General features: G+C 65.2%; 22 protein-coding genes. 13 read left to right on the top strand and 9 right to left on the bottom strand.

Annotated elements, in window-relative coordinates; genetic code table 11:
• Nucleotide 1: 1 nt before the first annotated feature.
• Nucleotides 2-1,546, bottom strand: coding sequence for an indolepyruvate oxidoreductase subunit beta family protein (locus CEY08_RS04640; RefSeq protein WP_076816148.1), 1,545 nt, complete (start codon nt 1,544-1,546; stop codon nt 2-4).
• Nucleotides 1,547-1,559: 13 nt separating this feature from the next.
• Nucleotides 1,560-3,779 (bottom strand): ferredoxin family protein, encoded by a 2,220-nt coding sequence (locus tag CEY08_RS04635; RefSeq protein WP_076816146.1) that lies wholly within the window; start codon nt 3,777-3,779, stop codon nt 1,560-1,562.
• Here CEY08_RS04635 and CEY08_RS29755 point away from each other — a divergent pair.
• The 7 genes from CEY08_RS29755 (at nt 3,760) to CEY08_RS04605 (ending at nt 10,346) form a co-directional block, all read left to right on the top strand.
• On the top strand, nt 3,760-3,948 hold the full coding sequence (locus tag CEY08_RS29755) for a hypothetical protein (RefSeq protein WP_126389659.1): 189 nt from the start codon (nt 3,760-3,762) through the stop codon (nt 3,946-3,948). The two genes, CEY08_RS04635 and CEY08_RS29755, sit on opposite strands and share 20 nt — an antisense overlap.
• 201 nt (nt 3,949-4,149) lie before the next feature.
• Nucleotides 4,150-4,647 (top strand): MarR family winged helix-turn-helix transcriptional regulator, encoded by a 498-nt coding sequence (locus CEY08_RS04630; protein ID WP_076816144.1) that lies wholly within the window; start codon nt 4,150-4,152, stop codon nt 4,645-4,647.
• 185 nt (nt 4,648-4,832) lie between these two features.
• Entirely contained in the window at nt 4,833-6,404 is a 1,572-nt protein-coding gene (locus CEY08_RS04625) for an ABC transporter substrate-binding protein (protein ID WP_042796524.1), read from the top strand.
• A 58-nt stretch (nt 6,405-6,462) separates the two neighbouring features.
• The gene (locus CEY08_RS04620) at nt 6,463-7,452 is read left to right on the top strand and encodes an ABC transporter permease (RefSeq protein ID WP_042796525.1); all 990 of its coding nucleotides are present in this window, start codon (nt 6,463-6,465) and stop codon (nt 7,450-7,452) included.
• Nucleotides 7,452-8,366 (top strand): ABC transporter permease, encoded by a 915-nt coding sequence (locus CEY08_RS04615; RefSeq protein WP_063642217.1) that lies wholly within the window; start codon nt 7,452-7,454, stop codon nt 8,364-8,366. The genes CEY08_RS04620 and CEY08_RS04615 overlap by 1 nt, the downstream gene beginning before the upstream one ends.
• Nucleotides 8,367-8,373: 7 nt before the next feature.
• A complete protein-coding gene (locus CEY08_RS04610; protein WP_063642216.1) occupies nt 8,374-9,354 on the top strand; it encodes an ABC transporter ATP-binding protein in 981 nt (326 codons plus the stop codon).
• On the top strand, nt 9,351-10,346 hold the full coding sequence (locus tag CEY08_RS04605; protein WP_042796527.1) for an ABC transporter ATP-binding protein: 996 nt from the start codon (nt 9,351-9,353) through the stop codon (nt 10,344-10,346). Before CEY08_RS04610 ends, CEY08_RS04605 begins: the two co-directional genes overlap by 4 nt.
• A 58-nt stretch (nt 10,347-10,404) precedes the next feature.
• On the opposite strand, the gene CEY08_RS04600 is transcribed toward CEY08_RS04605, so the two are convergent.
• Both CEY08_RS04600 and CEY08_RS04595 read right to left on the bottom strand, forming a co-directional pair.
• Nucleotides 10,405-10,947 carry a hypothetical protein gene (locus CEY08_RS04600; RefSeq protein ID WP_063642214.1) on the bottom strand — a complete coding sequence of 181 codons (543 nt, stop codon included), beginning with the start codon at nt 10,945-10,947 and terminating at the stop codon, nt 10,405-10,407.
• 132 nt (nt 10,948-11,079) lie between these two features.
• Nucleotides 11,080-11,877, bottom strand: coding sequence for an AraC family transcriptional regulator (locus tag CEY08_RS04595; RefSeq protein ID WP_042796529.1), 798 nt, complete (start codon nt 11,875-11,877; stop codon nt 11,080-11,082).
• A 100-nt stretch (nt 11,878-11,977) separates the two neighbouring features.
• On the opposite strand from CEY08_RS04595, the gene CEY08_RS04590 reads away from it, so the two are divergent.
• The 4 genes from CEY08_RS04590 (at nt 11,978) to CEY08_RS04575 (ending at nt 15,711) form a co-directional block, all read left to right on the top strand.
• Nucleotides 11,978-12,898: a DMT family transporter gene (locus CEY08_RS04590; RefSeq protein ID WP_084738623.1), complete on the top strand. Its 921-nt coding sequence runs from the start codon at nt 11,978-11,980 to the stop codon at nt 12,896-12,898.
• A gap of 106 nt (nt 12,899-13,004) precedes the next feature.
• A complete protein-coding gene (gene ettA / locus CEY08_RS04585; RefSeq protein WP_076816139.1) occupies nt 13,005-14,678 on the top strand; it encodes an energy-dependent translational throttle protein EttA in 1,674 nt (557 codons plus the stop codon).
• Between the two features lie 84 nt (nt 14,679-14,762).
• The gene (locus tag CEY08_RS04580; RefSeq protein WP_076816136.1) at nt 14,763-15,296 is read left to right on the top strand and encodes an isochorismatase family protein; all 534 of its coding nucleotides are present in this window, start codon (nt 14,763-14,765) and stop codon (nt 15,294-15,296) included.
• A 190-nt stretch (nt 15,297-15,486) separates the two neighbouring features.
• Nucleotides 15,487-15,711, top strand: a complete 225-nt coding sequence (locus CEY08_RS04575; protein ID WP_042796532.1) for a YMGG-like glycine zipper-containing protein — start codon at nt 15,487-15,489, stop codon at nt 15,709-15,711.
• Between the two features lie 119 nt (nt 15,712-15,830).
• On the opposite strand, the gene minE is transcribed toward CEY08_RS04575, so the two are convergent.
• The 4 genes from minE to CEY08_RS04555 all read right to left on the bottom strand — a co-directional run bounded on the left by minE (nt 15,831) and on the right by CEY08_RS04555 (nt 19,884).
• A complete protein-coding gene (gene minE, locus CEY08_RS04570; protein ID WP_006217654.1) occupies nt 15,831-16,088 on the bottom strand; it encodes a cell division topological specificity factor MinE in 258 nt (85 codons plus the stop codon).
• A 3-nt stretch (nt 16,089-16,091) separates the two neighbouring features.
• A complete protein-coding gene (minD, locus tag CEY08_RS04565; protein ID WP_041652327.1) occupies nt 16,092-16,907 on the bottom strand; it encodes a septum site-determining protein MinD in 816 nt (271 codons plus the stop codon).
• Nucleotides 16,908-17,075: 168 nt separating this feature from the next.
• Nucleotides 17,076-17,957: a septum site-determining protein MinC gene (gene minC / locus CEY08_RS04560; RefSeq protein ID WP_076816134.1), complete on the bottom strand. Its 882-nt coding sequence runs from the start codon at nt 17,955-17,957 to the stop codon at nt 17,076-17,078.
• A 160-nt stretch (nt 17,958-18,117) separates the two neighbouring features.
• On the bottom strand, nt 18,118-19,884 hold the full coding sequence (locus tag CEY08_RS04555) for a glutamine--tRNA ligase/YqeY domain fusion protein (RefSeq protein ID WP_076816132.1): 1,767 nt from the start codon (nt 19,882-19,884) through the stop codon (nt 18,118-18,120).
• 136 nt (nt 19,885-20,020) lie between these two features.
• Between CEY08_RS04555 and CEY08_RS04550 the strand changes: the two genes are divergently transcribed.
• Together CEY08_RS04550 and CEY08_RS04545 are read left to right on the top strand one after the other, a co-directional pair.
• Complete coding sequence (locus CEY08_RS04550) at nt 20,021-21,364, top strand: cytochrome ubiquinol oxidase subunit I (RefSeq protein ID WP_042796534.1); 1,344 nt, start codon at nt 20,021-20,023, stop codon at nt 21,362-21,364.
• Nucleotides 21,361-22,413 carry a cytochrome d ubiquinol oxidase subunit II gene (locus CEY08_RS04545; protein WP_042796535.1) on the top strand — a complete coding sequence of 351 codons (1,053 nt, stop codon included), beginning with the start codon at nt 21,361-21,363 and terminating at the stop codon, nt 22,411-22,413. The genes CEY08_RS04550 and CEY08_RS04545 overlap by 4 nt, the downstream gene beginning before the upstream one ends.
• A 30-nt stretch (nt 22,414-22,443) precedes the next feature.
• Here CEY08_RS04545 and recQ read toward each other — a convergent pair whose 3' ends face one another.
• Nucleotides 22,444-24,273, bottom strand: coding sequence for a DNA helicase RecQ (gene recQ / locus CEY08_RS04540; RefSeq protein ID WP_076816129.1), 1,830 nt, complete (start codon nt 24,271-24,273; stop codon nt 22,444-22,446).
• Nucleotides 24,274-24,316: the final 43 nt, after the last annotated feature.

The raw sequence follows: 24,316 nt of genomic DNA, 5'->3' as shown, positions 1-24,316 counted from the left end.
CTCAGGCCGCCAGCTTTTCAGCCAGCTGGCGTTCCATGGGACCGCATTTCTCATTGGCCAGCGCGGTTTCGCGCAGCAAGCGCAGCGTGTCGGCGGCGTCGGGCCTGCCTGCCAGTTGTTCCGCCGCGGCAATCAGCTGGCGGTACTTGCCGCCGCCGCGCACGTGCGTGTCGCTGTAGCCCTTGACCAGGCGGCGGCAGTTGACGGTTTCAACGGCCAGCGCGTAATCGCGCGGAGCCAGCCTGGCGATCAGGTCCAGCCACTGTTCCAGGCCGGCGGCCTCTGCCTGATGGCGCAGCGTACTGCGGCGGAAACGCCGCATGCCGGCCAGCGTGTACAGCATCAGGAAGCCGCCCAGCGTGCCGCTCTGCATGCGGCGGCCACGGCCCAGGCGACGTTCGACGAAGCCGCCGAACACCTTGGAACCTTCGAGCCAGCGTCCCAGTCCGGCGGGCAAGGTGCCGCAGATCTCTTCCAGGCGCGGGTGCATGAACTCGGTGGTGTAGACCAGTTGGTCCGCGCGCGCGCCCACTTCCTGGCGCACGCGGTCAAAACGCGCGCCGCGGGTTTTCAGGTCGGCGACGCGGATTACGTCGTCGTAGGCCATGGCCGTGGCCACATAGCGCGCGGCGGCACAGGTCAGGGCCCATTGCCGGGCTTCCCCGCCATGGGCGGCGTCCAGGTCGCGGATCGCCTTCATGCGGCGCAGGTATTCGGTGGCGTAGGCCAGGTCCTGGAATTCGATCTGGCGGCGCACGCCCACGGCCAGCATGGGTTGGGCACAGGCAGGAAAGTCGCGCTTGATCGTATCCAGCAGGGCTTGCGCCTTGGGGCTGGCGGCGCGCTCAGGCACCGCGGGCACCGGGCGCGCCAGGTCGATGGGGGCAGGCTGCGCGGGCGCCTGGTCTGCGGACTCGTAGCCCAGCGCAAAGGCGCGCAGGCTGGCTTCCACGCCCAGGCCGGCGCGCCGCACCGTGGCTTCGAAATCGTCGCGCGAGAACGGCAGGGCGCCGCTGCCGGCCACCGCGCCGAACAGGCTGGCGCTGATGACGCTGCCGGCGCGGTCGGCCAGGTCTTGCAGATCGAAGCACAGAAAGCGCTTGGCCGCGGCGCGGCCCGCCTCCAGCACCTTGTTCGGGTCGGCGATGCCATTGCCTGGCGCGGACTTTTCGCTCACCGCGTAGCTGCGGTGCGACGAGGTAAGCAGCACGGTGCGTTCTGGCGTGACCAGCCCGCGCTGGATGGCGCGGCCGCCCTCCATCAGTTCGGCCGCCACCACCAGGTCCACGTCGCCCGGCGTAGGCATCAGAGCCAGCGCGGGCTGCTTGCCCGCGCGCCGAACTTCGGCTTCGGGCAGCAGTTCCAGGTAATAGATGGTGGCGCCGGTGCGTTGGGCCACGCCCGGCACCGAGGTGGTCTGGGCCCACCAGCCGGCGTGCTCGGCCATGTCGACGATCCAGTCGGCCAGCACGCCGCCGCCCTGGCCGCCCATGGCGAGAATGGCGATCTTGATCGGGTTGCCTTGTTGCATAACGGCCGGGTTCATGGAACTGGTGTCCTCAGAGGGCGTGGTGAGCCAGGCGCGCGGCGCGGCGCCGTTGCAGGAAGCCGATGACGGCGGTGCGCACGCGTGCCAGGAAGCGGTCGCGGCCCGTGGGGTTGTGGACGATGTCGGCGCGATAGAAAGACGGGCAGAGCACGGCGGCATGGGCGACTTCACCGCAATTGCCGCAGCCCACGCAGCTGCTTTCCACGTGCGCCACCGGGTCTTCCTTCAGGGGATCGCCGCTGTCCTTGACCGTCAGTGAGGGGCAGCCCGACAGGCGGATGCAGGCGTGGTCGCCCGTGCACACGTCCGGGTCCACGCCGAAACGTTCCTTCACCACCCGCTTGCCTTCCTTCACTGCCTTATTGAACAGCGGCTTGACGCGGCGCTGCTTGTTCAGCATGCATTCCGACTGCGCAATGATGACCTTGGGACCCTTGACGTCAGTGGTCAGGGCCTCTTCGATGGTGGCGCGCACCTTGGCCACGTCATAGGTGCGGTCCAGCGTGCGCACCCACTTCACGCCCACGCCGCGCACGGCCTGATCGATGGGGTTGTTGGTCGATCGGTCCGGGTTTTCGGCGCGCGAGGACAGGATGTCCTGGCCGCCGGTGGCCGAGGCGTAGAAGTTGTCGACGATGACGATGACGCCGTCATACTTGTTGAATACCGCGTTGCCGATGCCCGAAGACAGGCCGTTATGCCAGAAGCCGCCGTCGCCCATGATGGAGATGGGGCGTTTGGCCGCCGGCACGTTGAAGGCCGCCGCGCTCGAGGCCCCCAGGCCATAGCCCATGGTGGTGGCGCCCAGGTTGAAGGGCGGCAGGATCGAGAACAGGTGGCAGCCGATGTCGCACGAAATATGGTGCTGGCCCAGTGTTTCCTGCGCCAGGGTCAGGGCCGAGAAAATCGGCCTTTCCGGACAGCCCGTACAGAAGCCGGCGGGCCGCGGCGGCACCACGGCGGCCAGGCCCTCGACATGCTTGTGGAAGGTAATGGGCTGTTCGGCAGGGCGGGCAGGCTTGGGACGCGCCACCTCGGTGATCTGCAGTTGGCGTTCCGCCGGGGCGTCGGCTGCGGCGGCTGGGTGCGTTTGCAGCGATTCCGGGCGCTGCCGTTTGAGGAATTCGCGCAGGCCGTCGCGCATGACCTGGGTGGTGTATTCGCCCGCCATCGGCAGGACGTCCTTGCCGGACAGGTGGGTATTGATGCCGGCGCGGCGCAGCACGGCGTGCAGGTTCTGCTCGATGTAGTCGGGCTGGCCTTCCTCCAGCAGCAGCACGGCGCGCTTGCCGCGGCAGAAGTCGATGACTTCGTCCTCGATGACCGGGTAGGTCACGTTCATGACATACAGCGGAATGCGGCTGTTGCCGAAATTGTCCGCCAGGCCCAGCAATTGCAGTGCGCGGATCACCCCGTTGTAGAGTCCGCCCTGCAGGATCAGTCCGATATCGTCCTGGTCGCCGTCGAAGTGTTCGTTGAGCTTGTGCTCTTTGATGTAGCGGATGGCGGCAGGCCAGCGGTCCTTGATTTTTTCCTGCTCGTGCAGGAAGGAGGCCGGCGGCAGCACGATTCGGCTGGTGTCGCGCGCCGGGCTTTCCAGGGCCTGCGCCAACGTGAAGGCAGGGCGCTTGTTTTCCTTGGCGACGAAGCGGCCGTGCACGTGGCAGCCGCGGATGCGTAGCTGCAGCATCACCGGCGTCTTGCTGGCCTCGGACAGTTCGAAGCCGTCTTCCACCGCCTTGACCATGCTTTCCAGATTGGGGCGAGGGTCCAGCAGCCAGATCTGCGATTTCATGGCGAACGCGTGCGAGCGTTCCTGCATGATGGACGAGCCTTCGCCATAGTCTTCGCCCACGATGACGAGCGCGCCGCCCGTGACGCCGCCAGAGGCCAGGTTGGCCAGGGCGTCGGACGCCACGTTGGTGCCCACGGTGGACTTCCAGGTGACGGCGCCACGAATGGGGTATATGACCGAGGCCGCCAGCGTGGCCGCCGCCGTGGCTTCGGAGGCGCTGGCCTCGAAGTGCACGCCCAGTTCCTGGAGGATGTCGTTGGCATCGGCCAGCACGTCCATCAGGTGCGAGATCGGCGAACCCTGGTAGCCCGCGACGTAACCCACGCCCGATTGCAGCAAGGCCTTGGTGACCGCAAGAATGCCTTCGCCGCGGAACTCTTCGCCCGCGCCGATGCGCAACTGCTGGACTTCTTTCTTGAAAGACCTTTCAGCCATCTGGCACTCCTTCGCGGCCCGGCCTGCGGGTCCTCAATGGTTGCTGCTGCGCAGCATCGTCACGTCAGGAAAATCTCGTCTTAAAAATACTTTAGGAGTCAACGTTTTAGCTGTCAACAAAAAAGATGAAATTTCATGGAAAACAAAAAATATCACGCTAAAACAATGACGTATATACTCGTTGTTCTCTAGTTCACAGCGCCCCGGCGGCGCTGTGGTGGTGCAAAAACGGGTTGCGATTCGGGGTATACCCTGTGCTGCGCAACAGCATTGCGACACATCATGGCGCGCCGTTGCGCCACCGTGGTGCAATGCGCATTTCGTCGGGCCGGCACAGGCCCTGTATTCCGGTGCGTGGGAGCTAAGCAACATGCGGTTGGACAAGCAGCGGGACACGGACGCGGCGGCGCACAACGCGCGCTTCGTCGATGGTTATCTGGCCTACCTGCTGGCGCAGGCCAGCCAGCGCATTTCGGCGGAATTCCATCTGCAGGTGAAGGCGGCCGGCCTGTCGGTGACCGAATGGCGGGTGCTGGCCAGCCTGCAGGGCAGCGCGGGCGAAACCATAGGCACGCTGGCGGTGCTGGCCATCACCAAGCAGCCCACCTTAAGCAAAGTGGTGCAGCGCATGGAAGCCGAAGGGCTGGTGGCGCGTACCGGCGTGCGGGCTGACCGGCGGCAGACCCGGGTCTGCATCACCGCCAAGGGCAGCAACCTGATCGCCTCGCTGTGCGACCAGGCCTTGCAGCATCAGAAGGCCGTGCTCGCTCCTTTTGGCGAAGAAAAGGCCGCGATGTTGATCGACATGCTGGAGGTGCTGATGACGGAGCACGTGCCGCTGGAATTGGCGACGCCGGACGAGGAGTAGCCGGGCGGGGGCGGGCCGCATGTCCAACACTGTTTACTTCGATTATTTTGTTACAAGCTTATGTGTCCCCAATTGGTTCTCCCTCTGTGAAAACCGCCTACGGTACGCATAAACCCTCAATTGACGGAGGTCTTGCGCCTAGGCAATATCGCGCCGGTATTCAGATTACAGTCAGGAGTAAACCTATGCGCCGCACTTTGATTGCTATCGCGATCGCCGCCGCCGTCGCCGTGCCCTCGATCGGGCAGGCCAAGACCTTCCGCTGGGCTGCCCAGGGCGACATCCTCACCTTCGACCCGCACTCGCAGAACGAAGGCATGACGATCGCCGCCAACAGCTACGTCTACGAACCGCTGGTGGACTATGACAAGTCCTTCAAGGTCAACCCCCGCCTGGCGACGGAATGGGAGCAGGTTTCGCCCACGCTGTACCGCTTCAAGCTGCGTCCCGGCGTGAAGTTCCATGACGGCGCCGCCTTCACCGCCGACGACGTGGTGTTTTCGATCCACCGCGCCATGGCGCCCACCTCGAACTACAAGGCCTACACCACCGGCATCAAGGAAGCCCGCAAGATCGACGACCTGACGGTCGAGATCGAGACCTCGGCGCCCAACCCGGTGCTGCTGCGCCAGCTGACCAACGTGTTCATCATGAACAAGGCCTGGTCGGAAAAGAACAATGTCGCCAAGCCGCAGGACTTCGTCAACAAGGAAGAGACCTACGCCGCGCGCAACACCAACGGCACCGGCCCTTACAAGCTGAAGTCGCGCGAAGTGGACGTGCGCACGGTGTTCGAGGAAAACAAGGACTGGTGGAACAAGGCCGGCAAGGTCGGCAATGTGACCGAAGTCGTGTTCACCCCGATCAAGCAGAACGCCACCCGTACCGCGGCGCTGCTGTCCGGCGAAATCGACTTCGTGCTGGATCCGGCCGCGCAGGACCTGGATCGCCTGCGCCAGTCCGCCAAGGTTGTGGAAGGCAACGAGTACCGCACCATCTACCTGGGCCTGGACCAGAAGCGTCCGGAACTGCAGTACTCCAACATCAAGGGCAAGAACCCGTTCCAGGACATCCGCGTGCGCGAGGCGCTGTACCGCGCGATCGACGTGGACGCGATCAAGCGCGCCGTGATGCGCGGCCTGTCCGCGCCCACCGGCACGATGATCGCACCGCAGGTGCACGGCTGGGCGCAGCAGTTGCAAGCGCGCGTGCCCTACGATCCCGAAAAGTCCCGCGCCCTGCTTAAGGACGCCGGCTACGACGGCACCCTGAACTTCACGCTGGATTGCCCCAACAACCGCTACATCAACGACGAAGCCATCTGCCAGGCGGTGGTCGGCATGTGGGCCAAGGTGGGCGTGAAGGCCACGCTGAACGCCATGCCCCGTTCCACCTACTTCCCCAAGGTGCAGTCGTTCGACACCAGCGCCTTCCTGTTCGGCTGGGGCGTGCCCACGTTCGACGCCATGTACACGTTGCAGAACCTGATCCGCACCAAGGGCGAGGGCGCGGACGGCATGTACAACCTGGGCAACTACAGCAACAAGGAACTGGACGTCATCATCGACCGGATCAAGACGGAAACCGACCCGGCCAAGCGCGACGCGGACATCATTACCGTGCTGCAAGGGCACGCCAAGGACTTCGGCCACATCCCGCTGCACGACCAGGTCATTCCCTGGGCCATGCGCAAGAACGTCACGGTCATCCACCGTGCCGACAATCGCCTCGTTGCCGATTGGGTCAAGGTTGACTGATCCAGGCTAATCAAACGGCGGGGGCGCTCCAGTCCCCGCCGTTACGCCTTTCCCGCCTATGTTTGCTTTCATACTGCGTCGCCTGTTGCAGGCCGTAGCGGTGATGCTCACCGTCTCGCTACTGGCCTTTGTGCTTTTTCAATACGTCGGCGACCCCGTCACCATCATGCTGGGGCAGGACGCCACCGATGCCGAGCGCATCGAATTGCGTGAGCGCCTGGGGCTGAACGAGCCCGCCATTGTCCAATTCGGCCATTTCGTGGCCAACGCCGTGCAGGGCAATTTCGGCATATCCCTGCGCCAGAGCGAACCCGTTTCCACATTGCTGAAATCCCGTTTGCCGGCGACGCTGGAGCTTTCCATGGTGGCTGCCCTGCTGGCGCTGCTGGTGGGCGTGCCCCTGGGCGTGTATACCGCGCTCAAGCGCAACAGCCTGTTGTCCCAGCTGCTGCTGGCCGGCTCGCTGCTGGGCGTGTCGCTGCCCACCTTCCTGATCGGCATCCTCCTGATCCTGGTGTTCTCGGTCCAGCTGGGGTGGTTGCCCAGCTACGGGCGCGGCGACACCGTCAGCGTGGGCTGGTGGTCCTCCGGGCTGTTCACCGCCACGGGCTGGAAGCACCTGATCCTGCCGTCCATCACCTTGTCGCTGTTCCAGATGACCCTGGTGCTGCGCCTGGTGCGCTCGGAGATGCTGGAAGTGCTGCGTTCGGACTACATCAAGTTCGCCCGCGCCCGCGGCCTGAAGCGCCGGGCCATCCACTTCGGCCATGCGCTGAAGAACACAATGGTGCCGGTCATTACCATCACCGGCCTGCAGCTGGGCGGCATCATTGCCTTTGCCATCGTCACGGAAACCGTGTTCCAGTGGCCGGGCATGGGCCTGCTGTTCATCCAGGCGGTGCAGTTCGCCGATGTGCCTGTCATGGCGGCCTACCTGTGCCTGATCGCGCTGGTATTCGTGGTGATCAACCTGATCGTCGATCTTCTGTATTTTGTCGTGGACCCGCGCCTGCGTTCCGGGCTGACCCGCGGCGGGGGGGCTCACTGATGCGCGCCGTACTCAAACGCTGGTGGGACAGCGATATTGCCTGGGCCTGGCGCCGGGCGCCCGTGGCCATTGCGGCCACTGTGCTGCTGGCAGCCTTGCTGATCGGCTCCTTCGGGGCTGGCTGGGTGGCTCCGCATAATCCGTTCGACCTGACCAAGGTGGAACTGCTGGACGCGCTATTGCCGCCCGCCTGGGAGGCCAACGGCCAGCCGACCTATCTGCTGGGCACCGACAGCCAGGGCCGCGACCTGTACTCGGCCATCCTGTACGGCACCCGGGTGTCGCTCTTGATTGGCCTGGCTTCGGTGCTGCTGTCCATGGCGATCGGCATTGTTTTGGGACTGATCTCGGGTTACGCGGGCGGACGCATCGACGCGTTCATCATGCGTATCGCCGACGTGCAACTGTCGTTCCCCGCCATCCTGATCGCATTGCTGATCGATGGCGTGGCGCGGGCGGCGGTGCCGCGCGACATGCACGAGTTGATCGCATTCCCCGTGCTGATCGGCGCGATCGCGCTGGCGGGCTGGCCGCAATACGCGCGAACCGTGCGCGGCTCCACGCTGGTAGAGAAGAACCGCGAGTACGTGCAGGCCGCGCGCGTGATCGGGGTGGCCTCGCCCGTCATCATGTTCCGCCACGTGCTGCCCAATGTGCTGGGCCCGGTGCTGGTGCTGGCCACGGTGCACCTGGCCACGGCCATCATCACCGAAGCCACGCTGTCGTTCCTGGGGGTGGGCGTACCGCCGACCGCGCCGTCGCTGGGCACGCTGATCCGCATCGGCAACGACTTCCTGTTTTCAGGGGAATGGTGGATCACCATCTTCCCCGGCGCGGCGTTGGTGCTGCTGGTGCTATCGGTCAACTTGTTAGGCGACTGGTTGCGCGATGCGCTCAACCCCCGGCTGAATTGAGGTTTACATGAGCGCACTTCTAGAAGTCCGCAATCTGCGCGTGGAGTTCCCCACGCGCCGCGGCACGCTGCGCGCCCTGGACGACGTGTCCTTTTCCATCCAGGCTGGCGAAGTCCTGGGCGTAGTGGGCGAATCCGGCGCCGGCAAATCCCTGACCGGCGCATCCATCATCGGTCTGCTGGAACCACCCGGGCGCATCGCCGCGGGCGAGATCCTGCTGGCGGGCCGCCGTATCGACAACCTGCCCGACGAGCAGATGCGCCGCGTGCGTGGCCGCGAGATCGGCGCAGTGTTCCAGGATCCGCTGACATCCTTGAACCCGTTGTACACGGTGGGCCGGCAATTGGCGGAAACCATCGTGACGCATCTGGACCTGAGCTGGTCCCAGGCGCGCGAGCGCGCGGTGGAGCTGCTGGCATCGACCGGCATCCCGGCCGCGCGCGAGCGCATCGACCACTACCCGCACCAGTTTTCCGGCGGCATGCGCCAGCGCGTGGTGATCGCGCTGGCCCTGGCGGCCGAGCCCAAGCTGGTGGTGGCGGACGAACCCACGACCGCGCTGGACGTGTCCATCCAGGCGCAGATCATCGAGCTGCTCAAGCGCCTGTGCCGTGAAAACGGCACGGCCGTGATGCTGATCACGCACGACATGGGCGTCATCGCAGAGACTGCCGACCGCGTCGCGGTGATGTACGCCGGCCGCGTGGCCGAGATCGGTCCGGTGGCGGACGTGATCCACAAGCCGCGGCATCCCTACACGACGGGGCTGATGGGATCGATTCCGTCGCTGGAGGGCCATGCCGAACGGTTGGTGCAGATCGATGGCAGCATGCCGCGCCTGAATGCCATCCCCGCGGGTTGCGCCTTCAACCCGCGCTGCGGCCAGCGCATGCCGCGTTGCGGCGTAGAGCGCCCCGAACTGATGGCGGCCGGCACTTCCCGCGCGGCCTGTTGGCTGCATGACAATAACGATAAGGTGGCCGCATGACGACGCCCTTGGTAGAAGTAAAGGACGCCGCGCGCTGGTTCGATGTGTCGCCGCCCTGGCTGGAACGCAAGCTCGCGGGCAAACCGCGGGTGATGCTGCGCGCCGTGGACGGGGTGTCTTTCGACATTGCGCGCGGCGAAACGCTGGCGCTGGTCGGTGAATCGGGCTGCGGAAAATCGACCGTGGCGCGCATGCTGGTGGGCTTGTACGGCCTGACCCGCGGCGACATCCGCTTCGACGGCCAGCCATTGTCGCGCATGTCCGAGCCGGGCGGCCGCGCCTTGCGCAAGCGCCTGCAGATGATTTTTCAGGATCCCTACGCCAGTCTGAATCCTCGCTGGCGCGTGGGCCGCATCATCGCCGAGCCCATGCTTACCCACACCACCATGACGGCCGACGAGCGGACCGCGCGCGTGGGCGAGCTGCTTAAACAGGTGGGCCTGGATCCGGCCGACCAGGGCCGTTACCCGCACCAGTTTTCGGGCGGCCAGCGTCAACGTATTTCGATTGCGCGGGCGCTCGCGGTGAATCCCGAATTCCTGGTGTGCGACGAGCCGACTTCGGCGCTGGACGTGTCGGTGCAGGCGCAGGTGCTGAACCTGATGAAGGATCTGCAGCGCAACCTGGGGCTTACCTATTTGTTCATTTCCCACAATCTGGCGGTGGTCCATCACGTGGCCGACCGGGTGGGGGTGATGTACCTGGGCCGCATGGTGGAGGTGGCCCCGCGCGACGAGTTGTTCGCGCGGCCGCGTCATCCCTATACGCGCATGCTGCTGGAGGCCATTCCCGACATCAACGGCGCGGGCAAGCCGCGCACGGCAGTGGCGGGTGAAGTGCCCAACCCGCTGAATCCGCCCTCCGGCTGCACCTTCCATCCGCGCTGTCCGCACGCGAATGAGCGCTGCAAGGCCGAGGCCCCGTCCGCAATCATGGCGGGAGTGACGGTGGTGGCGTGCCACGCCGTGGAGGAAGGACGGATCTCCGCCTGAATCGCGGACGGCGCGTCTGCGGCGCTACGCCAGCCGTCGCCCGCCGTCCGGTACCGCCTCAGTGGCGGTGGTTGTGGTCGTGAGGATGATCGTGGCCGTGGCCATTTTCATCATCCTCATCCTCTTCGTCCTCTTCGTCCTCTTCATCCTCGTCGTCTTCCGCGTCCGGATCCTCGGATACGGGTTCTTCCGTCAAGGCAAACGGCAGCACGTCTTCCAGATTGTCGGACCAGGCGGACTCCTCGCCGTCGTGATCCAGCTTGATGAAGCGTTCGCCTTCGTTCAACGAGATCTCGATGGCCCAGAGATAAAGGCAATCGTATGTGTCGTCGTCGGACTGGGGCAAGCCGCCGCGGTTGCCCAGCAAGCGGGCGCCGGGTCCGCCCAGCTGGACGTGGGTCTGGTCTTCGTCGGGCTTGGCGTTTTCATCCATGGGCACGCCATAGGTCACCCATTCGGTGCCGTCGTCGCCCAGCACTACCTCCGCCAGTACGGGTTTGCCCAGGTAGGCGCTCAGGGCGTCTGCCGTCTTGGCCAGCATGTCCAGTTCGGATGCGCTGAAATGGGTCAGGGAGGCTGGGGGGGTTGCGGAGGCAGACATGGGGAATTCCTGGGCGCGATGAGGCCGCGGCGGCACGGCAAAGTCGGATGAAAGCAAATTGAAAGTCAGGCGTATTGTCTCGCGATCGGCTCGGCGCCGCATCGGACGCTTGGACGACGCGATTTTCCCGGGCTAGGCCGGCGGGGAGCCGCCCAGGCAGCGCCTGCGCGCGCTGTCCGGCGATTGGCCGGTCAGCCGCTGGAACATGGCGATGAACGCGGACGGCGTACTGTAGCTCAGTTCTCGCGCGACGGACTGGACGGACTGGCCCGCGTCCAGCATGCCCAGCGCGCTGACCACCCGTAGCCGCTGCCGCCATTCATTGAACGACATGCCCAGGTGCTGTTGGCAGTGGCGCAGCAGCGTGCGCTCGGTAATGCCCGCGGTGGCGGCCCAGTGCGCGGCGCCGCGCTTGTCGCCCGGGCTGTGCTGCAGCGCCGACAGGATGGGCGCCAGCAGTGGATCGGAGGTAGAGGGCAGGTAGCTTGCATAGGCGCGCGCCTGGCGCGCCTGGTCGATGACGATCTGCGCCATGCGCCGGTCTTCCGGCGTATCCGGATAGCTGATGCCACGCCGTTCGAAGTCAGCCAGGATGGCCCGCATGACGGGGCTGATCTCGAGCGTGCACGGTTCCTTGGGCAGGCCGGCGCAGGCCGCGGCGGGAATGTCGATGCAGGCGTAGTGCACCTCGCCATCGTTCTGGCAGCAATGCTCGACATGCGGAGGAATCCAGATGGCGTACTGCGGCGGCGACAGATAAGTGATGCCGCCGACGCCGATTTCCATGATGCCGGAGATCGCGAAGTTCAGCTCTGCCCAGGGCGAGCTGTGGCGCTTCATGCGCGAGTTGGGCGTGAAATGCAGGATGCGGCAGGCCAGCGGATAGGGCAGGTGGCTGGCCAGCGAGGGGGCGATGTCGTCGGCGGACATGTCGGAACTTCGTCTGGTTTTGTCTGTTTTTAATTATATACATCATGTCGGACAGAGCCTACACTGCCCCAGTCTTCTCTACACCTGTGCTGTATCCCCTATGACGCGTGTTTCCTCCCCGCATGTTCCCGCCCGTTATCTGTTGTTTCCGCTGCTGGCGGCCCTGATCTGGTCGGTCAACATGATCGTCACCAAGATGGCGGCCAGCGCCATCGCGCCGGCCGCCATCGGCTTCTACCGATGGGCGCTGGCCGGCGTCGTCCTGACGCCCTTCGCGCTGCCGGGCGTCTGGGCGCAACGCCGCCAGATCCTGCCCAACCTGCCCAAGCTGGCGGTGCTGGGCGGGCTGGGCATGGCCCTCTATCAAGGTTTGGCCTACGTGGCCGCCGCCAACACCACGGCGACCAATATGGGCATCATCACCGCGATGATTCCGCTGATGACCATCGCAATCGTGGCGGTGTTGCTGCGTGAACTGCCTTCGGCCACGGCGATGCTGGGCGGCCTGTTGTCGCTGGCGGGCCTGGCCCTGCTGATCGGGGAGGGCGATCCCGCCCGCCTGCTGGAGGTGGGCGCCAATCGCGGCGACCTGCTGATGGGCGTGGGCGCGCTGGCTTATGCGCTGTACGGCGTACTGTTGCGCCGCTGGGCGCTGCCGGTGGGGCCATGGCAATCGCTGTATGTGCAGGTGGCTTTCGGCGTGTTGTTCCAGCTGCCGGCCTTCCTGTTGGCGCCGCCGTCACCGCTCAATGGCGACAACCTCCCGCTGGTGCTGTATGCGGCGGTGTTCCCCTCGCTTTTCGCGCCCTTTCTGTGGATGCAGGGCGTCAAGCACCTGGGGCCCAACCGCGCCAGCATTTTCCTGAACATCATGCCGGTGGCCACGGTGGCGATCGCGGCCGTTTTCCTGGACGAAAAGCCGCACCTCTTCCATATCGTTGGCGGCGCGATGGCGCTGGCTGGCGTCATGTTGGCGCAGATGCGTTCCGGCGCCAGGCCGGCGCGGCCCAAGGCAGCCTGAAACCCCGGGCGGCACGCGCGCGCGGGCTATTCGGCCTCGGACATACGCCGGTCAGGGTTCCGGCCTACAATCAGCGGTTTATCAGCTATATCTCTCATACGAGCCCATGGCCCAATACGTCTACACCATGAATCGCGTCGGCAAGATCGTGCCGCCCAAGCGGCAGATCCTGCGCGACATCTCGCTTTCGTTTTTTCCTGGCGCCAAGATCGGCGTGCTGGGCCTGAACGGCTCGGGCAAGTCGACGCTGCTGAAGATCATGGCCGGCGTCGATCGCGAAATCGAAGGTGAAGCCATCCCCATGCCGGGCCTGAACATCGGCTACCTGCCGCAGGAACCGCAGCTCAATCCCGAGCACACGGTGCGCCAAGCTGTCGAAGAAGGCCTGGGCGCGGTGGTCACCGCAAAGAAGCGCCTGGACGAAGTCTACGCGGCCTATGCCGAACCGGACGCCGATTTCGACGCGCTTGCCGCCGAGCAGGCCGAACTGGAAGCCATCATTGCCGCCGCCGCATCCAGCGGCGCGGACGATATCGAGCACCAGATGGAAATTGCCGCCGATGCTTTGCGCCTGCCGCCCTGGGATGCCATCGTCGGCAAGCTCTCCGGCGGTGAAAAGCGCCGCGTGGCGCTGTGCCGCCTGCTGCTGTCCAAGCCCGACATGCTGCTGCTGGACGAGCCCACCAACCACCTGGACGCCGAAAGCGTGGAATGGCTTGAGCAGTTCCTGCACAAGTTCCCCGGCACCGTGGTGGGCGTGACTCACGATCGCTACTTCCTGGACAACGCGGCTGAATGGATCCTCGAACTCGACCGCGGCTACGGCATTCCCTGGAAGGGCAACTACAGCTCGTGGCTGGAGCAGAAGGAAGACCGCCTGAAGCAGGAAGAGGCCTCGGAATCCGCCCGCCAGAAGACCATCAAGAAGGAACTGGAGTGGGTGCGCCAGAACCCGAAGGGCCGTCAGGCCAAGGCCAAGGCGCGTCTGGCCCGCTTCGAGGAACTGTCGTCCTACGAATACCAGAAGCGCAATGAAACCCAGGAAATCTTCATTCCCGTGGGCGAGCGCCTGGGCAACGAGGTCATCGAATTCAACAACGTCAGCAAGGCCTATGGCGACCGCCTGCTGATCGACAACCTCAGCTTCAAGGTACCGCCGGGCGCCATCGTCGGCATCATCGGCGCCAACGGCGCCGGTAAGTCGACGCTGTTCCGCATGATCGCGGGCCGCGAGCAGCCGGATTCAGGCGAGGTCAAGATCGGCCAGACCGTGAAGCTGGCCTACGTGGACCAGTCGCGCGACGCGCTGGAAGACAAGAAGACCGTGTTCGACGCAGTGGCCGATGGCGCGGACCTGCTCACCGTGGGCAAGTTCGAAATGTCGTCGCGCGCCTATCTGGGGCGTTTCAACTTCAAGGGCGGCGACCAGAACAAGGTCGTGGGCCAGTTGTCGGGCGGCGAACGCGGCCGCCTGCACATGGCCAAGACGCTGATCGCCGGCGGCAACGTCCTGCTGCTGGACGAACCGTCCAACGACCTCGACGTCGAAACGCTGCGCGCCCTGGAAGACGGGCTGCTGGAGTTCCCCGGCAGCGTCATGGTCATCAGCCACGATCGCTGGTTCCTGGACCGTATCGCTACCCATATCCTGGCTTTCGAAGGAGACTCGCAAGTCGTCTTCTTTGACGGCAACTACCAGGAATACGAGGCCGACAAGAAGCGCCGCCTGGGCGAAGAGGGCGCCAAGCCCAAGCGCCTGCGCTACAAGGCCCTGAAGTAATCAGCGCCTGAAGGAATCCCGGCCCTGCGCCGGGATTTTTTTTGCCGGAGGTATGCTAGGGACTTCTACCAGGAGTTCCATGCCATGCTGCTGTCCGCTTCCGATTCCACCCTGTTGATCGTCGACATGCAGGGTCGCTTGATGCCCGTCATCCACGACAACGAAGCCGTGCTCCAGGCCGCGCACAAGCTGGGGCAGGCTGCGCGCTTGCTGGATGTGCCGGTGGCCGCCACCGAGCATCACGCCAAGATGCTGGGCGCCACCGTGGAGCCCTTGCGCGAGCAGGTCCAGACGACCTTCCAGAAAATGCACTTCTCTTCGGCGCTGGAGCCGGGATTCGAAGCGTGGCTTCCTGCGGCGCGCAAAACCATTCTGGTGGCGGGCTGCGAGGCGCACATTTGCGTGCTGCAGACAGTGATCGGCTTGATCGATCTGGGTTACCACGCCGTGCTGGTGTCGGATGCAACGGGATCCCGCAAGCCTGCGGATCATCATGCGGCGCTGCGCCGCGCGCGTGCGCACGGCGCTGAAATCGTCACGTCCGAAATGGCGATATTTGAATGGATGCGTACTTGCGAACACCCGCGCTTCCGCGAGGTGTTACGTCTGGTCAAATAGCGCGGACCCGTTGCAACAAAGTCCCTGGGGGGTGCAAAGATCCTCTCGCCCTTTGACACAATTCATGGGCAAACCTAACAGCCAGGGCAACGATATTTTGCGATCCTGAAGGTTCCAGGCCCTTATGGGCGCCGCGTGCTCGCATCCAGTTTCATGCGCGGCCCCGGGTACGAGAATAGGAACCACAAATATGAAAATCGCATCTCTCTCCAAAATCTGTGTTGCGCTGGCGATGACCGCCGCCATGGCTGGCTGCTCTTCCTGGGATGGCATGAGCCATCGTCAAAAGAGCGCAGTGGGCGGCGCTGCGTTGGGCGGCGTGGCAGGCGCCGTGATCACCAATGGCGGCATCCTCGGAACAGTGGGCGGAGCGGCGATCGGCGGTGTCATCGGCGATCAGGTCGGCAAGCGTTAAGCTTCCGCCCCAAAAGGCAAATGCCCGGCAATGCCGGGCATTTTTTTTGGGCCGTGGCCCTGCAAAACAAGAATGCCCCCGCAGGGGCATTCTTCTTGGCCATGGCGCGCACAGCCGCATCAGGTCTCGTTCTGCGGCATCTCGATCTTTACCTCCAGGACCTCGAGCGTGTCCTGGCGTTCCAGGTGCACCTTGATGTCCTCGGGGTTGATCTTCACGTACTTGGAAATGACGGCGATAAGTTCCTGCTGCAACTGCGGCAGGTAATCGGGCGAATCGCCGCGGCCCCGCTCGTGGGCCAGGATGATCTGCAACCGTTCCTTGGCGACGGATGCGGAAGTTTTCTTTTGACCGAGCAGAAACGACAGGAAGGACATTGCTTACTTGCCTCCGAACAGGCGTTTCAGGAAACCGGGCTTTTCGTAATCGGTAAAGCGCAGGGCCTTGTCTTCGCCCAGGTAACGGGCCACGACGTCCTTGTACGCTTCAGACACGTCGGTATCTCTCAGGTGGATGGCCGGCAGGCCCTGGTTCGACGCCTGCAGCACCGCTTCCGACTCGGGGATCACGCCGATCAGCTTGATGCGCAGGATGTCCTCGATGTCGCCCAGCGACAGCATTTCGCCGTCGACAACGCGCTTGGGGCTGTAGCGCGTGAGCAGCAGGTATTCCTTGACCGGTTCGTCGCCTTCGACGGCGCGCTTGGACTTGGCGGCCAGGATGCCCAGAATGCGGTCGGAGTCGCGCACCGACGAGACTTCCGGGTTGGTCACCACCAGCGCGTCGTCGGCAAAGTAGGCGGCCATCAGCGCGCCCGTCTCGATGCCGGCGGGCGAGTCGCAGACGATGTAGTCAAAGCCCATGCCCTTGAGGTCGTTGATGACCTTTTCCACGCCTTCTTGCGTCAGCGCATCCTTGTCGCGCGTTTGCGAGGCGGGCAGGATGAACAGGTTTTCGAGCTGCTTGTCCTTGATGAGCGCCTGGTTGAGCGTCGCTTCGCCCTGGATCACGTTGACGAAGTCATACACCACGCGGCGTTCGCAGCCCATGATCAGGTCGAGGTTGCGCAGGCCGACATCGAAGTCGATGACAGCGGTCTTGTGGCCCCGCATCGCGAGTCCTGCAGAAAAACTGGCGCTGGTCGTGGTTTTGCCCACGCCGCCTTTGCCGGAAGTCACCACAACAATGCGTGTCATGACGATCAAACCCTTATGTTCGAATAAATCGCGTTATCGTAAAGCAAAAAGCCCTTGTAAGGCTTCTTACAGGATGTGTTGAAATCTTTGGGCCGCCTCAAGGCAAGAGCACCTCTCGGGGGCAGCAAGCCCGCGCAAGCGGGTGCAGCGTGGGGGCACACAACCCATTCAGGCCTTGAGCGCCTCGATGCGCAGCGTATCGCCGTCCAGGCGGACCAGCGCGGGCTGATTTTGCAGCGTGCGGTCCAGCTTGTCCTCGACCACGCGGTACACGCCGGCCACGGCCAGCAGCTCGGCATCCAGGTGCGTCGTGAAAATGCGCGCGGAAGTGTCGCCGCGGGCGCCTGCCATGGCCTTGCCGCGCAGCGGGCCGTAGACGTGGACGTTGCCGTCCGCGATGACTTCCGCGCCCTGGCTCACCATGCCGATTACCACCAGGTCCGTGTGGCGCGCATAGACGCGCTGGCCGGAGCGTAGCGGCTTGGTGATGACCAGCGCCGACGACGAGTGCGGGGCGGCAGGCGTGGGGCTGGGGGCAGAGGTGGTGCTGCTCGCCGCGCGCGCCGGCAGCGGCTCGGCCGCGGGCTTGTCGGCGGGCGTATCCGCGGCGGGCGTTTCAGGTTCGGTGGAGACTTCAGTGGGCGCGGGCGCGGTCTCGACCGCGGCGGCGGGCACCGAGGGTACCGGCGTGGACACGTCGTTGGGCGGCGCGGTGTCGATCACCGGCGCGGGCCGGGCCGCGGGCGTGGACAGTTCCACCGGCGTCAGGCCGGCCGCGCGAGCGGCTTCCAGGTTGGCGCCTTCCGCCACCACGCCGATGGGGGGCAGGTTGTGGCCGCGCAATGCCGCCACCAGGGCGGTCCAATCGATTTTTTCCTCGACGCGGCTGGCGTCGATGACCACGGGTTCGTTTTCGAAGAAGCTGCCGGCATCGGCCATGCGCTTGGCCAGGGCGGCGGTCAGGCGTTCGGGATCGGCGCTGTGCAGGACCACCCGGATGGCATAGAGGGTGGCGCTTTTGAAGTCCAGGGCTAGGGATTCAGTGTTCATCTTGATTGTGGCTGGCGGTCTGGGGCGCCGGAAACGGCGCGCTCGACCGGCTGCGGGGTTCGGGGGATGATAACCCGCCCAGGGGCGGCATGCGCAGGGGGCGGACCCAAAGAAAAAGGCGCCTTTCGGCGCCTTTTCCCTGCAATGCGGACGCGGCGCGTCAGCCTTGCGCCCAGGAGTCGCGCAGGGTCACGATGCGGTTGAGCACCGGGCTCTCCGCGGTGGATTCCTTCAGGTCGGCCGTGAAGTAGCCCAGGCGTTCGAACTGCCAGGTGGCGCCCGGCGTGGCCACGGTGCCGGGTTCCAGCCAGGCCGTGACGGTCTGCTTGGAGTTCGGGTTCAGGCAGGCCAGGAAGTCCTTGTCGCCGCCGTCGGGACGCGGGTCGGCGAACAGGCGGTCGTACAGGTGGATCTGGGCGGGCACCGCGTGGGCCGCGCTGACCCAGGTGATGTTGCCCTTGACCTTGACGCTGTCGGCGCCGGGCGTGCCGCTCTTGGTTTCCGGCAGGTATTCGGCCTGGACCTCGACGACCTCGCCGGCCTCGTTCTTGGTGAAACCGGTGCAGCGGACCACGTAGCCGTATTTCAGGCGCACGGTGTTGCCCGGGAAGAGGCGGAAGTATTTCTTGGGCGCTTCTTCGCGGAAGTCGTCGCGTTCGATCCAGAGCTCGCGCGACAGCGGGAACTCGCGCACGCCGGCTTCGGGGTTGTGCGGGTTGCGCGGCGCGGTGCAGATCTCGGTCTGGCCTTCCGGGTAGTTGGTGATGACCAGCTTGAGCGGATCCAGCACGGCCACCGAGCGCGGCGCGACGGGGTCCAGGTCGTCGCGCACCGCCTGCTCGAGCAGGCTGTAGTCGATGCGGGAATCGGACTTGGACACGGCGGTGCGGTCGCAGAACAGTCGGATCGAAGAGGGCGTGTAGCCGCGCCGGCGCAGGCCGAAGATGGTCGGCATGCGGGGATCGTCCCAGCCGTCCACGTGGCCTTCGCGCACCAGCTGCAGCAGCTTGCGCTTGCTGGTGACGACGTAGCTGACGTTCAGGCGGGCGAATTCATACTGGTGCGGCAGCGGCTGGGCCAGCTTGCCGAGTTCGGCCAGGCGCGCCAGGATCCAGTCGTAGAACGGGCGCTGGTCTTCGAATTCCAGCGTGCAGACACTGTGCGTGATGCCTTCGAGCGCGTCTTCGACCGGGTGCGCCCAGCTGTACATCGGGTAAATGCACCACTGGTCGCCGGTGCGGTGGTGGTGGGCATGGCGCACGCGGTACATGACCGGGTCGCGCAGGTTGATGTTGGGCGAAGCCATGTTGATCTTCGCGCGCAGCACCAGGCTGCCGTCGGGATGCTTGCCGTCGCGCATTTCGCGCAGCAGCGTCAACGACTCGGCGGCGGGGCGGTTGCGCCAGGGCGAGTCGGTGCCGGGTTCCGTCAGCGTGCCGCGGTTGGCGCGGATTTCTTCGGGGCTTTGTTCGTCCACGTAGGCGTGGCCGGCCTCGACCAGCGCCTCGGCGAACTCGTACATGTAGCCGAAGTAGTCGCTGGCGAAGTACAGGTTGTCATTGCCGTCGGCCTTCCAGTCGAAGCCCAGCCAGTGCACGGCCTCGATGATGGCGTCGACGTATTCCTGGTCTTCCTTTTCCGGATTGGTGTCGTCAAAGCGCAGGTGGCAGACGCCGCCGAAGTCGCGCGCCAGCCCAAAGTTCACGCAGATGCTCTTGGCGTGGCCGAGGTGCAGGTAGCCATTGGGCTCCGGCGGAAAGCGCGTGCGGATGCGGGCCGGATCCATTCCGCCTTGTTGTTGCAGGGCCGCCGGGCCAGGCTTGCCCGCCCAACGCTTGCCTGCGAAGCGCTGGGCTTCGAGGTCGTCTTGAACGATGTTGAGCAGGAAATTGGATGCGGCAGGGGTCGGCGTCGTGGCGGAGGTCATTCTTGAAAGAATAGGAAAAAGCAGCGACAAAGAGTCAATTTTGCCACGTTCCGCAGGCGAGGCCTTTTAGCGGCCGGCGCAACCGGTTTCAAACTGTCCCCACGGTCATGTAACTGGCTCTACACTACGGGCCATCATGGACATATCCACGTTATCCCTGGCCCGCGCGCAGTTCGTGGCCAGTCTGAGCTTCCTGGCGTTTTTCCTGGCCTTCTCCCTGGCGCTTGCCTGGGTGCTGCTGTTCTTCAAGATCCGGGCGCGCTGGTCGGGCCACGGCGGCTGGACAGCCGCCTACCGCTTCTGGGTGCGGATATTCGCCCTGGCCTTCGTGCTGACTCTCGCGGCCAGCGTGCCCGTGCTGATCCAGCTGGGCAGCCTGTGGGCGGGCCTCATGGACAAGATCGGCAATGTCGCCGGTCCCTTGCTCGGCTACGGCATTCTCTCGGTCTTCATCCTTAAGTCCTGTTTTCTCGGCGTCATGCTGTTCGGCCAGCGCCGCGTGTCGGACGGCGCCCATACGCTGGCCGTGCTGATGGTGGCGGTGGGGCAGCTGGTGGCGGTGTTCTGGGTGCTGGCATTGCAATCCTGGATGCAGACGCCGGACGGCGCGCTGCTGGTGGATGGACGCTACCAGGTCTATGACTGGATGGCCGTGGTGCTGAATCCGTCGGTGGGCTGGCGCATGGCGGTGGTGGTGGTGGGCGCGGCCCTGGCCGCCTCGTTCCTGATGATGGGCGTGACAGCGTTGCAGGCCTTGCGGCGCCCCTTGGGCGATGGCGAGCGCAATGCGTTCAAGACCGCCCTGGTGGTGGCGGTCGTAGCGGCCTTCATGCAATTGCCGGTCGCCACCGGCGCCGGCCAGATGATCGCCAAGCTGCAGCCCGCCAAGGCCGCCGCCGCCGCGGGCTACTGGGAAAGCGGCACCGAACCGCAACTGGTGCTGTTTGCATGGCCCGACGCGCGCTCCCATACGAATGTGGCCGACCTCACCCTGCGCAACATGGGCGGCATGTGGCTGCACCGCAACCAGGACGGTACCTACCGCGGCCTGGACAAGTATTCCGGCATGTTGCCCCCCGTGGCGCTGACATTCTGGTCGCTGCGCGTGGCGGCCGGCCTGGGGCTGTTGATGCTGGCCGTGGCCTGCGTGACCTTTCTGTGGACCTTCCGGCGCGGCTTGGACCCGTCCACATTGCCGCATTGGTGGCAGCGGGTCCTGTGCGGCATGATGTTTTCGGGTGCCATCGCCGTCGTGGCCGGGTGGTGGGTGTCCATACTCGGCCTGCAGCCGTTCGCGGTGAACGGCACCATCACGCAATCCGAAGTGCTGGGCATCGTGGCTTCCAGCACCGTGCTGTACGGCCTGATCGGCTACGGCGTGCTGTACGTGCTGCTGCTCGCGGCGTTCGTCGGCATGCTGTTCCACGCGGCGCGCTACGGCGTCGTGCCTGTGCGCAAACTGGGCGGAGGTACGCCATGATCGCCATGCTCGCCGCCTCCCAAGGCCTCAATCCCGACGATCCTTCATTCTGGATGCCGCTGGCCTTCATGGCGCTGCTGTTCGTGGTGATTGCCGCGGGCATGGTGCTGGACGGTTTCGACCTTGGCGTCGGGATCCTGCTGCAACTGGCGCCCGAACACGAGCGCGGCCGCATGATGAGCCTGCTGAGCCCATGGCGCGACGCCAACGAATTCTGGCTGCTGCTGGGCATGGGGCTGTTCGCGGCCGCGTTCCCCTTCGCCTGGGGCGCGGTGCTGGGCAAGCTTTACGGGCCGCTGACTTGCATGGTGCTGGGCGTGGTGCTGCGCAGCGTGTCCTTCGAATTCCGCATTCGCGCGCGCAACGAAATGAAGCCGCGCTGGATCTTCGGTTTCTGGGCAGGGTCGCTGATCACCGCTTTTGGCCAGGGCATGCTGCTGGGCCGCATCGCGACCGGCTACCAGTCCGACGCCGGCTATGGCTGGTTCTCCATGTTCGTGGGCTTGTGCGCGGTGGCCGCCTATGTATTGCTGGGCGCATCCTGGCTTGTCATGCGAGTGGACGGCGATTTGCAGCGCCGCGCCGCAAACTGGGCCCGCCATGCCATCCGCTGGACGGCGGTGGGCATGGTGGCGATCGCCGTTACGCTGGGCCTGGCCAACGCAGGCATTTTCTACAAATGGAGCAACATCGCCCACCTGAGCCTGGCCGCCACGGTCTGGGTCATGATGCTGGCGGGCTTCGTGGCGGCTGAAATGCTGCTGGCCCGCTTGCCCGGGAAGGCCGACCGCTTCAGCTGGCTGCCCTTCGTGCTGTGCGTAGCCCTGTTCCTGCTGATGCTTAGCGGGCTGGCCTACAGCCTGTTTCCCTACCTGATCCTGGACGACATGACCTTGTGGGACGGCGCGGGCGCGCTGGGCTCCATGCGTCTGGTGTTGGCAGGCGCCGTCGTGGGCATTCCAGTGGTGCTGGTGTTCAACATCCTGGCCTACCGCTCGGTGTTCGGCAAGGAGCGCGCCCCGGTGCCGCTGCTGCCGCCACCGGGCTGATTTGGCCGTGGCTGCCCCGAAGGGCAGCCATCACAAGGCCGGCTTGCTCACGCGCTGCAGGATTTCTTCGCCGTACGCTTCCAGCTTGCGTGCACCCACGCCGCTGATGTGGCTCAGCTCGTCCATTGATTCGGGCTGGGCCAGCGCAATCTCGCGCAGCGTGGCGTCATGGAAAATGACGTATGCGGGCACGCCATGGCTCTTGGCGACCTCGCCGCGCCAGGCGCGCAAGGCCTCGAACACGGGCTGCAGTTCGGCCGGCAGGTCGATCGTCGCCGCTTTGGGACGACCGGTGCCGCTCTTGCCAGAGCGCGGCTTTTTCTCGGATTCCCGGCGCAGCATCAATTGACGCTCGCCCTTGAGCACGGCCCGGCTGCCTTCGGTCAGGGCCAGGGTGCCATAGCCTTCGTGGTCCACCGTCAGCAAGCCTTGCGCCAGCAATTGGCGCAGCACGCCGCGCCACGCGGTGTCGCTCAGGTCCGCCCCTACGCCGAACACGCTGAGCGTGTCGTGGCCGTGCTGTTTGGTGCGGTCGGTGACCTTGCCGCGCAGGATGTCGATGATGTGGCCCGCGCCGTAGCGCTGGCCGCGTTCTTTCCACAGGCGATAGACGGCGGACAGCACTTTCTGCGCGGCGACCGTGCCATCCCAGGCCTGGGGCGGATCCAGGCAGACGTCGCAATTGCCGCAGGCCGTGATCTGCTGGCCGAAGTAGGCCAACAGGCGCACGCGGCGGCATTCCACGGTTTCGCACAGACCCAGCATGGCATCCAGCTGCTGGCCCAGGCGCCGCCGGTAGGACTCTTCGCCCGGGGATTCGTCGATCATGCGGCGCTGCTGCACCACGTCTTGCAGTCCGTAGGCCAGCCAGGCAGTGGCCGGCAGTCCGTCACGGCCGGCGCGACCGGTTTCCTGGTAATAGCCTTCCACGGACTTGGGCAGATCTATGTGCGCCACGAAGCGCACGTCGGGCTTGTCGATGCCCATGCCGAACGCGATGGTGGCGACCATGACCACGCCGTCCTCGCGCAGGAAGCGCGCCTGGTTGGCGGCGCGCACCTGCGCGCTGAGGCCCGCGTGATAGGGCATGGCGTCGATGCCCTGGTTGCACAGGAACTCCGCGGTTTCTTCCACGCGGGCTCGCGACAGGCAATACACCACGCCCGATTCGCCTTCGTGCTCGGCCTGGATCATCTCCAGCAACTGCTTGCGCACCTCGTTCTTTTCGATGATGCGATAGCGGATATTGGGACGGTCGAAGCTGGAAACGAAGTGGCGCGCGTCGTCCAGCGACAGGCGTTGGGCGATCTCGCGGCGGGTATCGGCGGTGGCGGTCGCCGTCAGCGCAATGCGCGGCACGTCTGGCCAGCGCTCGTGCAGCATCGACAGCCCCAGGTATTCGGGACGGAAGTCATGGCCCCATTGGGACACGCAGTGCGCCTCGTCGATAGCGAACAGTGCGATACGGCCGCGTTCGAGCAGCTGCAGGCAGCGGTCGGTCAACAGGCGTTCGGGCGCGACATACAGCAGGTCCAGCTCGCCAGCCAGGAAAGCCTGCTCTACGTCGCGGGCAACGCGCCACTCCTGCGTCGAGTTCAGGAAGGCCGCGCGCACGCCCAGTTCGGTCAGGGCGTCGACTTGGTCCTGCATCAGCGCGATGAGCGGCGACACGACGATGCCGGTGCCTTCGCGGACGAGCGACGGGATCTGGTAACAGAGCGACTTGCCGCCGCCAGTGGGCATGAGGACCAGCGCGTCGCCGCCGTCGATCACCTGTTCGACAATGGCTTGCTGGTCGCCGCGGAAGGATTCGTAACCGAAAACGCGCTGCAACACGCCGAGGGCGCGCGCGTCAGACATGGGGGTAGGCCGGGAGCATCATGGCAGGGATTTTAAGCCGCAA

Source organism: Achromobacter insolitus, from assembly GCF_002209555.1.
GTDB lineage: Bacteria > Pseudomonadota > Gammaproteobacteria > Burkholderiales > Burkholderiaceae_B > Achromobacter > Achromobacter insolitus.
Note: the sequence above shows the minus strand (reverse complement) of the source record. Positions and strands in the feature narration are given on the sequence as shown.

What these genes read in the sequence shown, in the direction of transcription:
- minD (WP_041652327.1), bottom strand. Translation starts at nt 16,907, where the DNA reads ATGACACGCATTGTTGTGGTGACTTCCGGCAAAGGCGGCGTGGGCAAA.
- CEY08_RS04595 (WP_042796529.1), bottom strand. Translation starts at nt 11,877, where the DNA reads ATGTCCGCCGACGACATCGCCCCCTCGCTGGCCAGCCACCTGCCCTAT.
- CEY08_RS04605 (WP_042796527.1), top strand. Translation starts at nt 9,351, where the DNA reads ATGACGACGCCCTTGGTAGAAGTAAAGGACGCCGCGCGCTGGTTCGAT.
- minE (WP_006217654.1), bottom strand. Translation starts at nt 16,088, where the DNA reads ATGTCCTTCCTGTCGTTTCTGCTCGGTCAAAAGAAAACTTCCGCATCC.
- CEY08_RS04635 (WP_076816146.1), bottom strand. Translation starts at nt 3,779, where the DNA reads ATGGCTGAAAGGTCTTTCAAGAAAGAAGTCCAGCAGTTGCGCATCGGC.
- CEY08_RS04610 (WP_063642216.1), top strand. Translation starts at nt 8,374, where the DNA reads ATGAGCGCACTTCTAGAAGTCCGCAATCTGCGCGTGGAGTTCCCCACG.
- recQ (WP_076816129.1), bottom strand. Translation starts at nt 24,273, where the DNA reads ATGTCTGACGCGCGCGCCCTCGGCGTGTTGCAGCGCGTTTTCGGTTAC.
- CEY08_RS04550 (WP_042796534.1), top strand. Translation starts at nt 20,021, where the DNA reads ATGGACATATCCACGTTATCCCTGGCCCGCGCGCAGTTCGTGGCCAGT.
- CEY08_RS04580 (WP_076816136.1), top strand. Translation starts at nt 14,763, where the DNA reads ATGCTGCTGTCCGCTTCCGATTCCACCCTGTTGATCGTCGACATGCAG.
- CEY08_RS04590 (WP_084738623.1), top strand. Translation starts at nt 11,978, where the DNA reads ATGACGCGTGTTTCCTCCCCGCATGTTCCCGCCCGTTATCTGTTGTTT.
- CEY08_RS04625 (WP_042796524.1), top strand. Translation starts at nt 4,833, where the DNA reads ATGCGCCGCACTTTGATTGCTATCGCGATCGCCGCCGCCGTCGCCGTG.
- CEY08_RS04545 (WP_042796535.1), top strand. Translation starts at nt 21,361, where the DNA reads ATGATCGCCATGCTCGCCGCCTCCCAAGGCCTCAATCCCGACGATCCT.
- CEY08_RS04600 (WP_063642214.1), bottom strand. Translation starts at nt 10,947, where the DNA reads ATGTCTGCCTCCGCAACCCCCCCAGCCTCCCTGACCCATTTCAGCGCA.
- CEY08_RS04640 (WP_076816148.1), bottom strand. Translation starts at nt 1,546, where the DNA reads ATGAACCCGGCCGTTATGCAACAAGGCAACCCGATCAAGATCGCCATT.
- CEY08_RS04630 (WP_076816144.1), top strand. Translation starts at nt 4,150, where the DNA reads ATGCGGTTGGACAAGCAGCGGGACACGGACGCGGCGGCGCACAACGCG.
- ettA (WP_076816139.1), top strand. Translation starts at nt 13,005, where the DNA reads ATGGCCCAATACGTCTACACCATGAATCGCGTCGGCAAGATCGTGCCG.
- CEY08_RS04575 (WP_042796532.1), top strand. Translation starts at nt 15,487, where the DNA reads ATGAAAATCGCATCTCTCTCCAAAATCTGTGTTGCGCTGGCGATGACC.
- CEY08_RS04555 (WP_076816132.1), bottom strand. Translation starts at nt 19,884, where the DNA reads ATGACCTCCGCCACGACGCCGACCCCTGCCGCATCCAATTTCCTGCTC.
- CEY08_RS04620 (WP_042796525.1), top strand. Translation starts at nt 6,463, where the DNA reads ATGTTTGCTTTCATACTGCGTCGCCTGTTGCAGGCCGTAGCGGTGATG.
- minC (WP_076816134.1), bottom strand. Translation starts at nt 17,957, where the DNA reads ATGAACACTGAATCCCTAGCCCTGGACTTCAAAAGCGCCACCCTCTAT.
- CEY08_RS04615 (WP_063642217.1), top strand. Translation starts at nt 7,452, where the DNA reads ATGCGCGCCGTACTCAAACGCTGGTGGGACAGCGATATTGCCTGGGCC.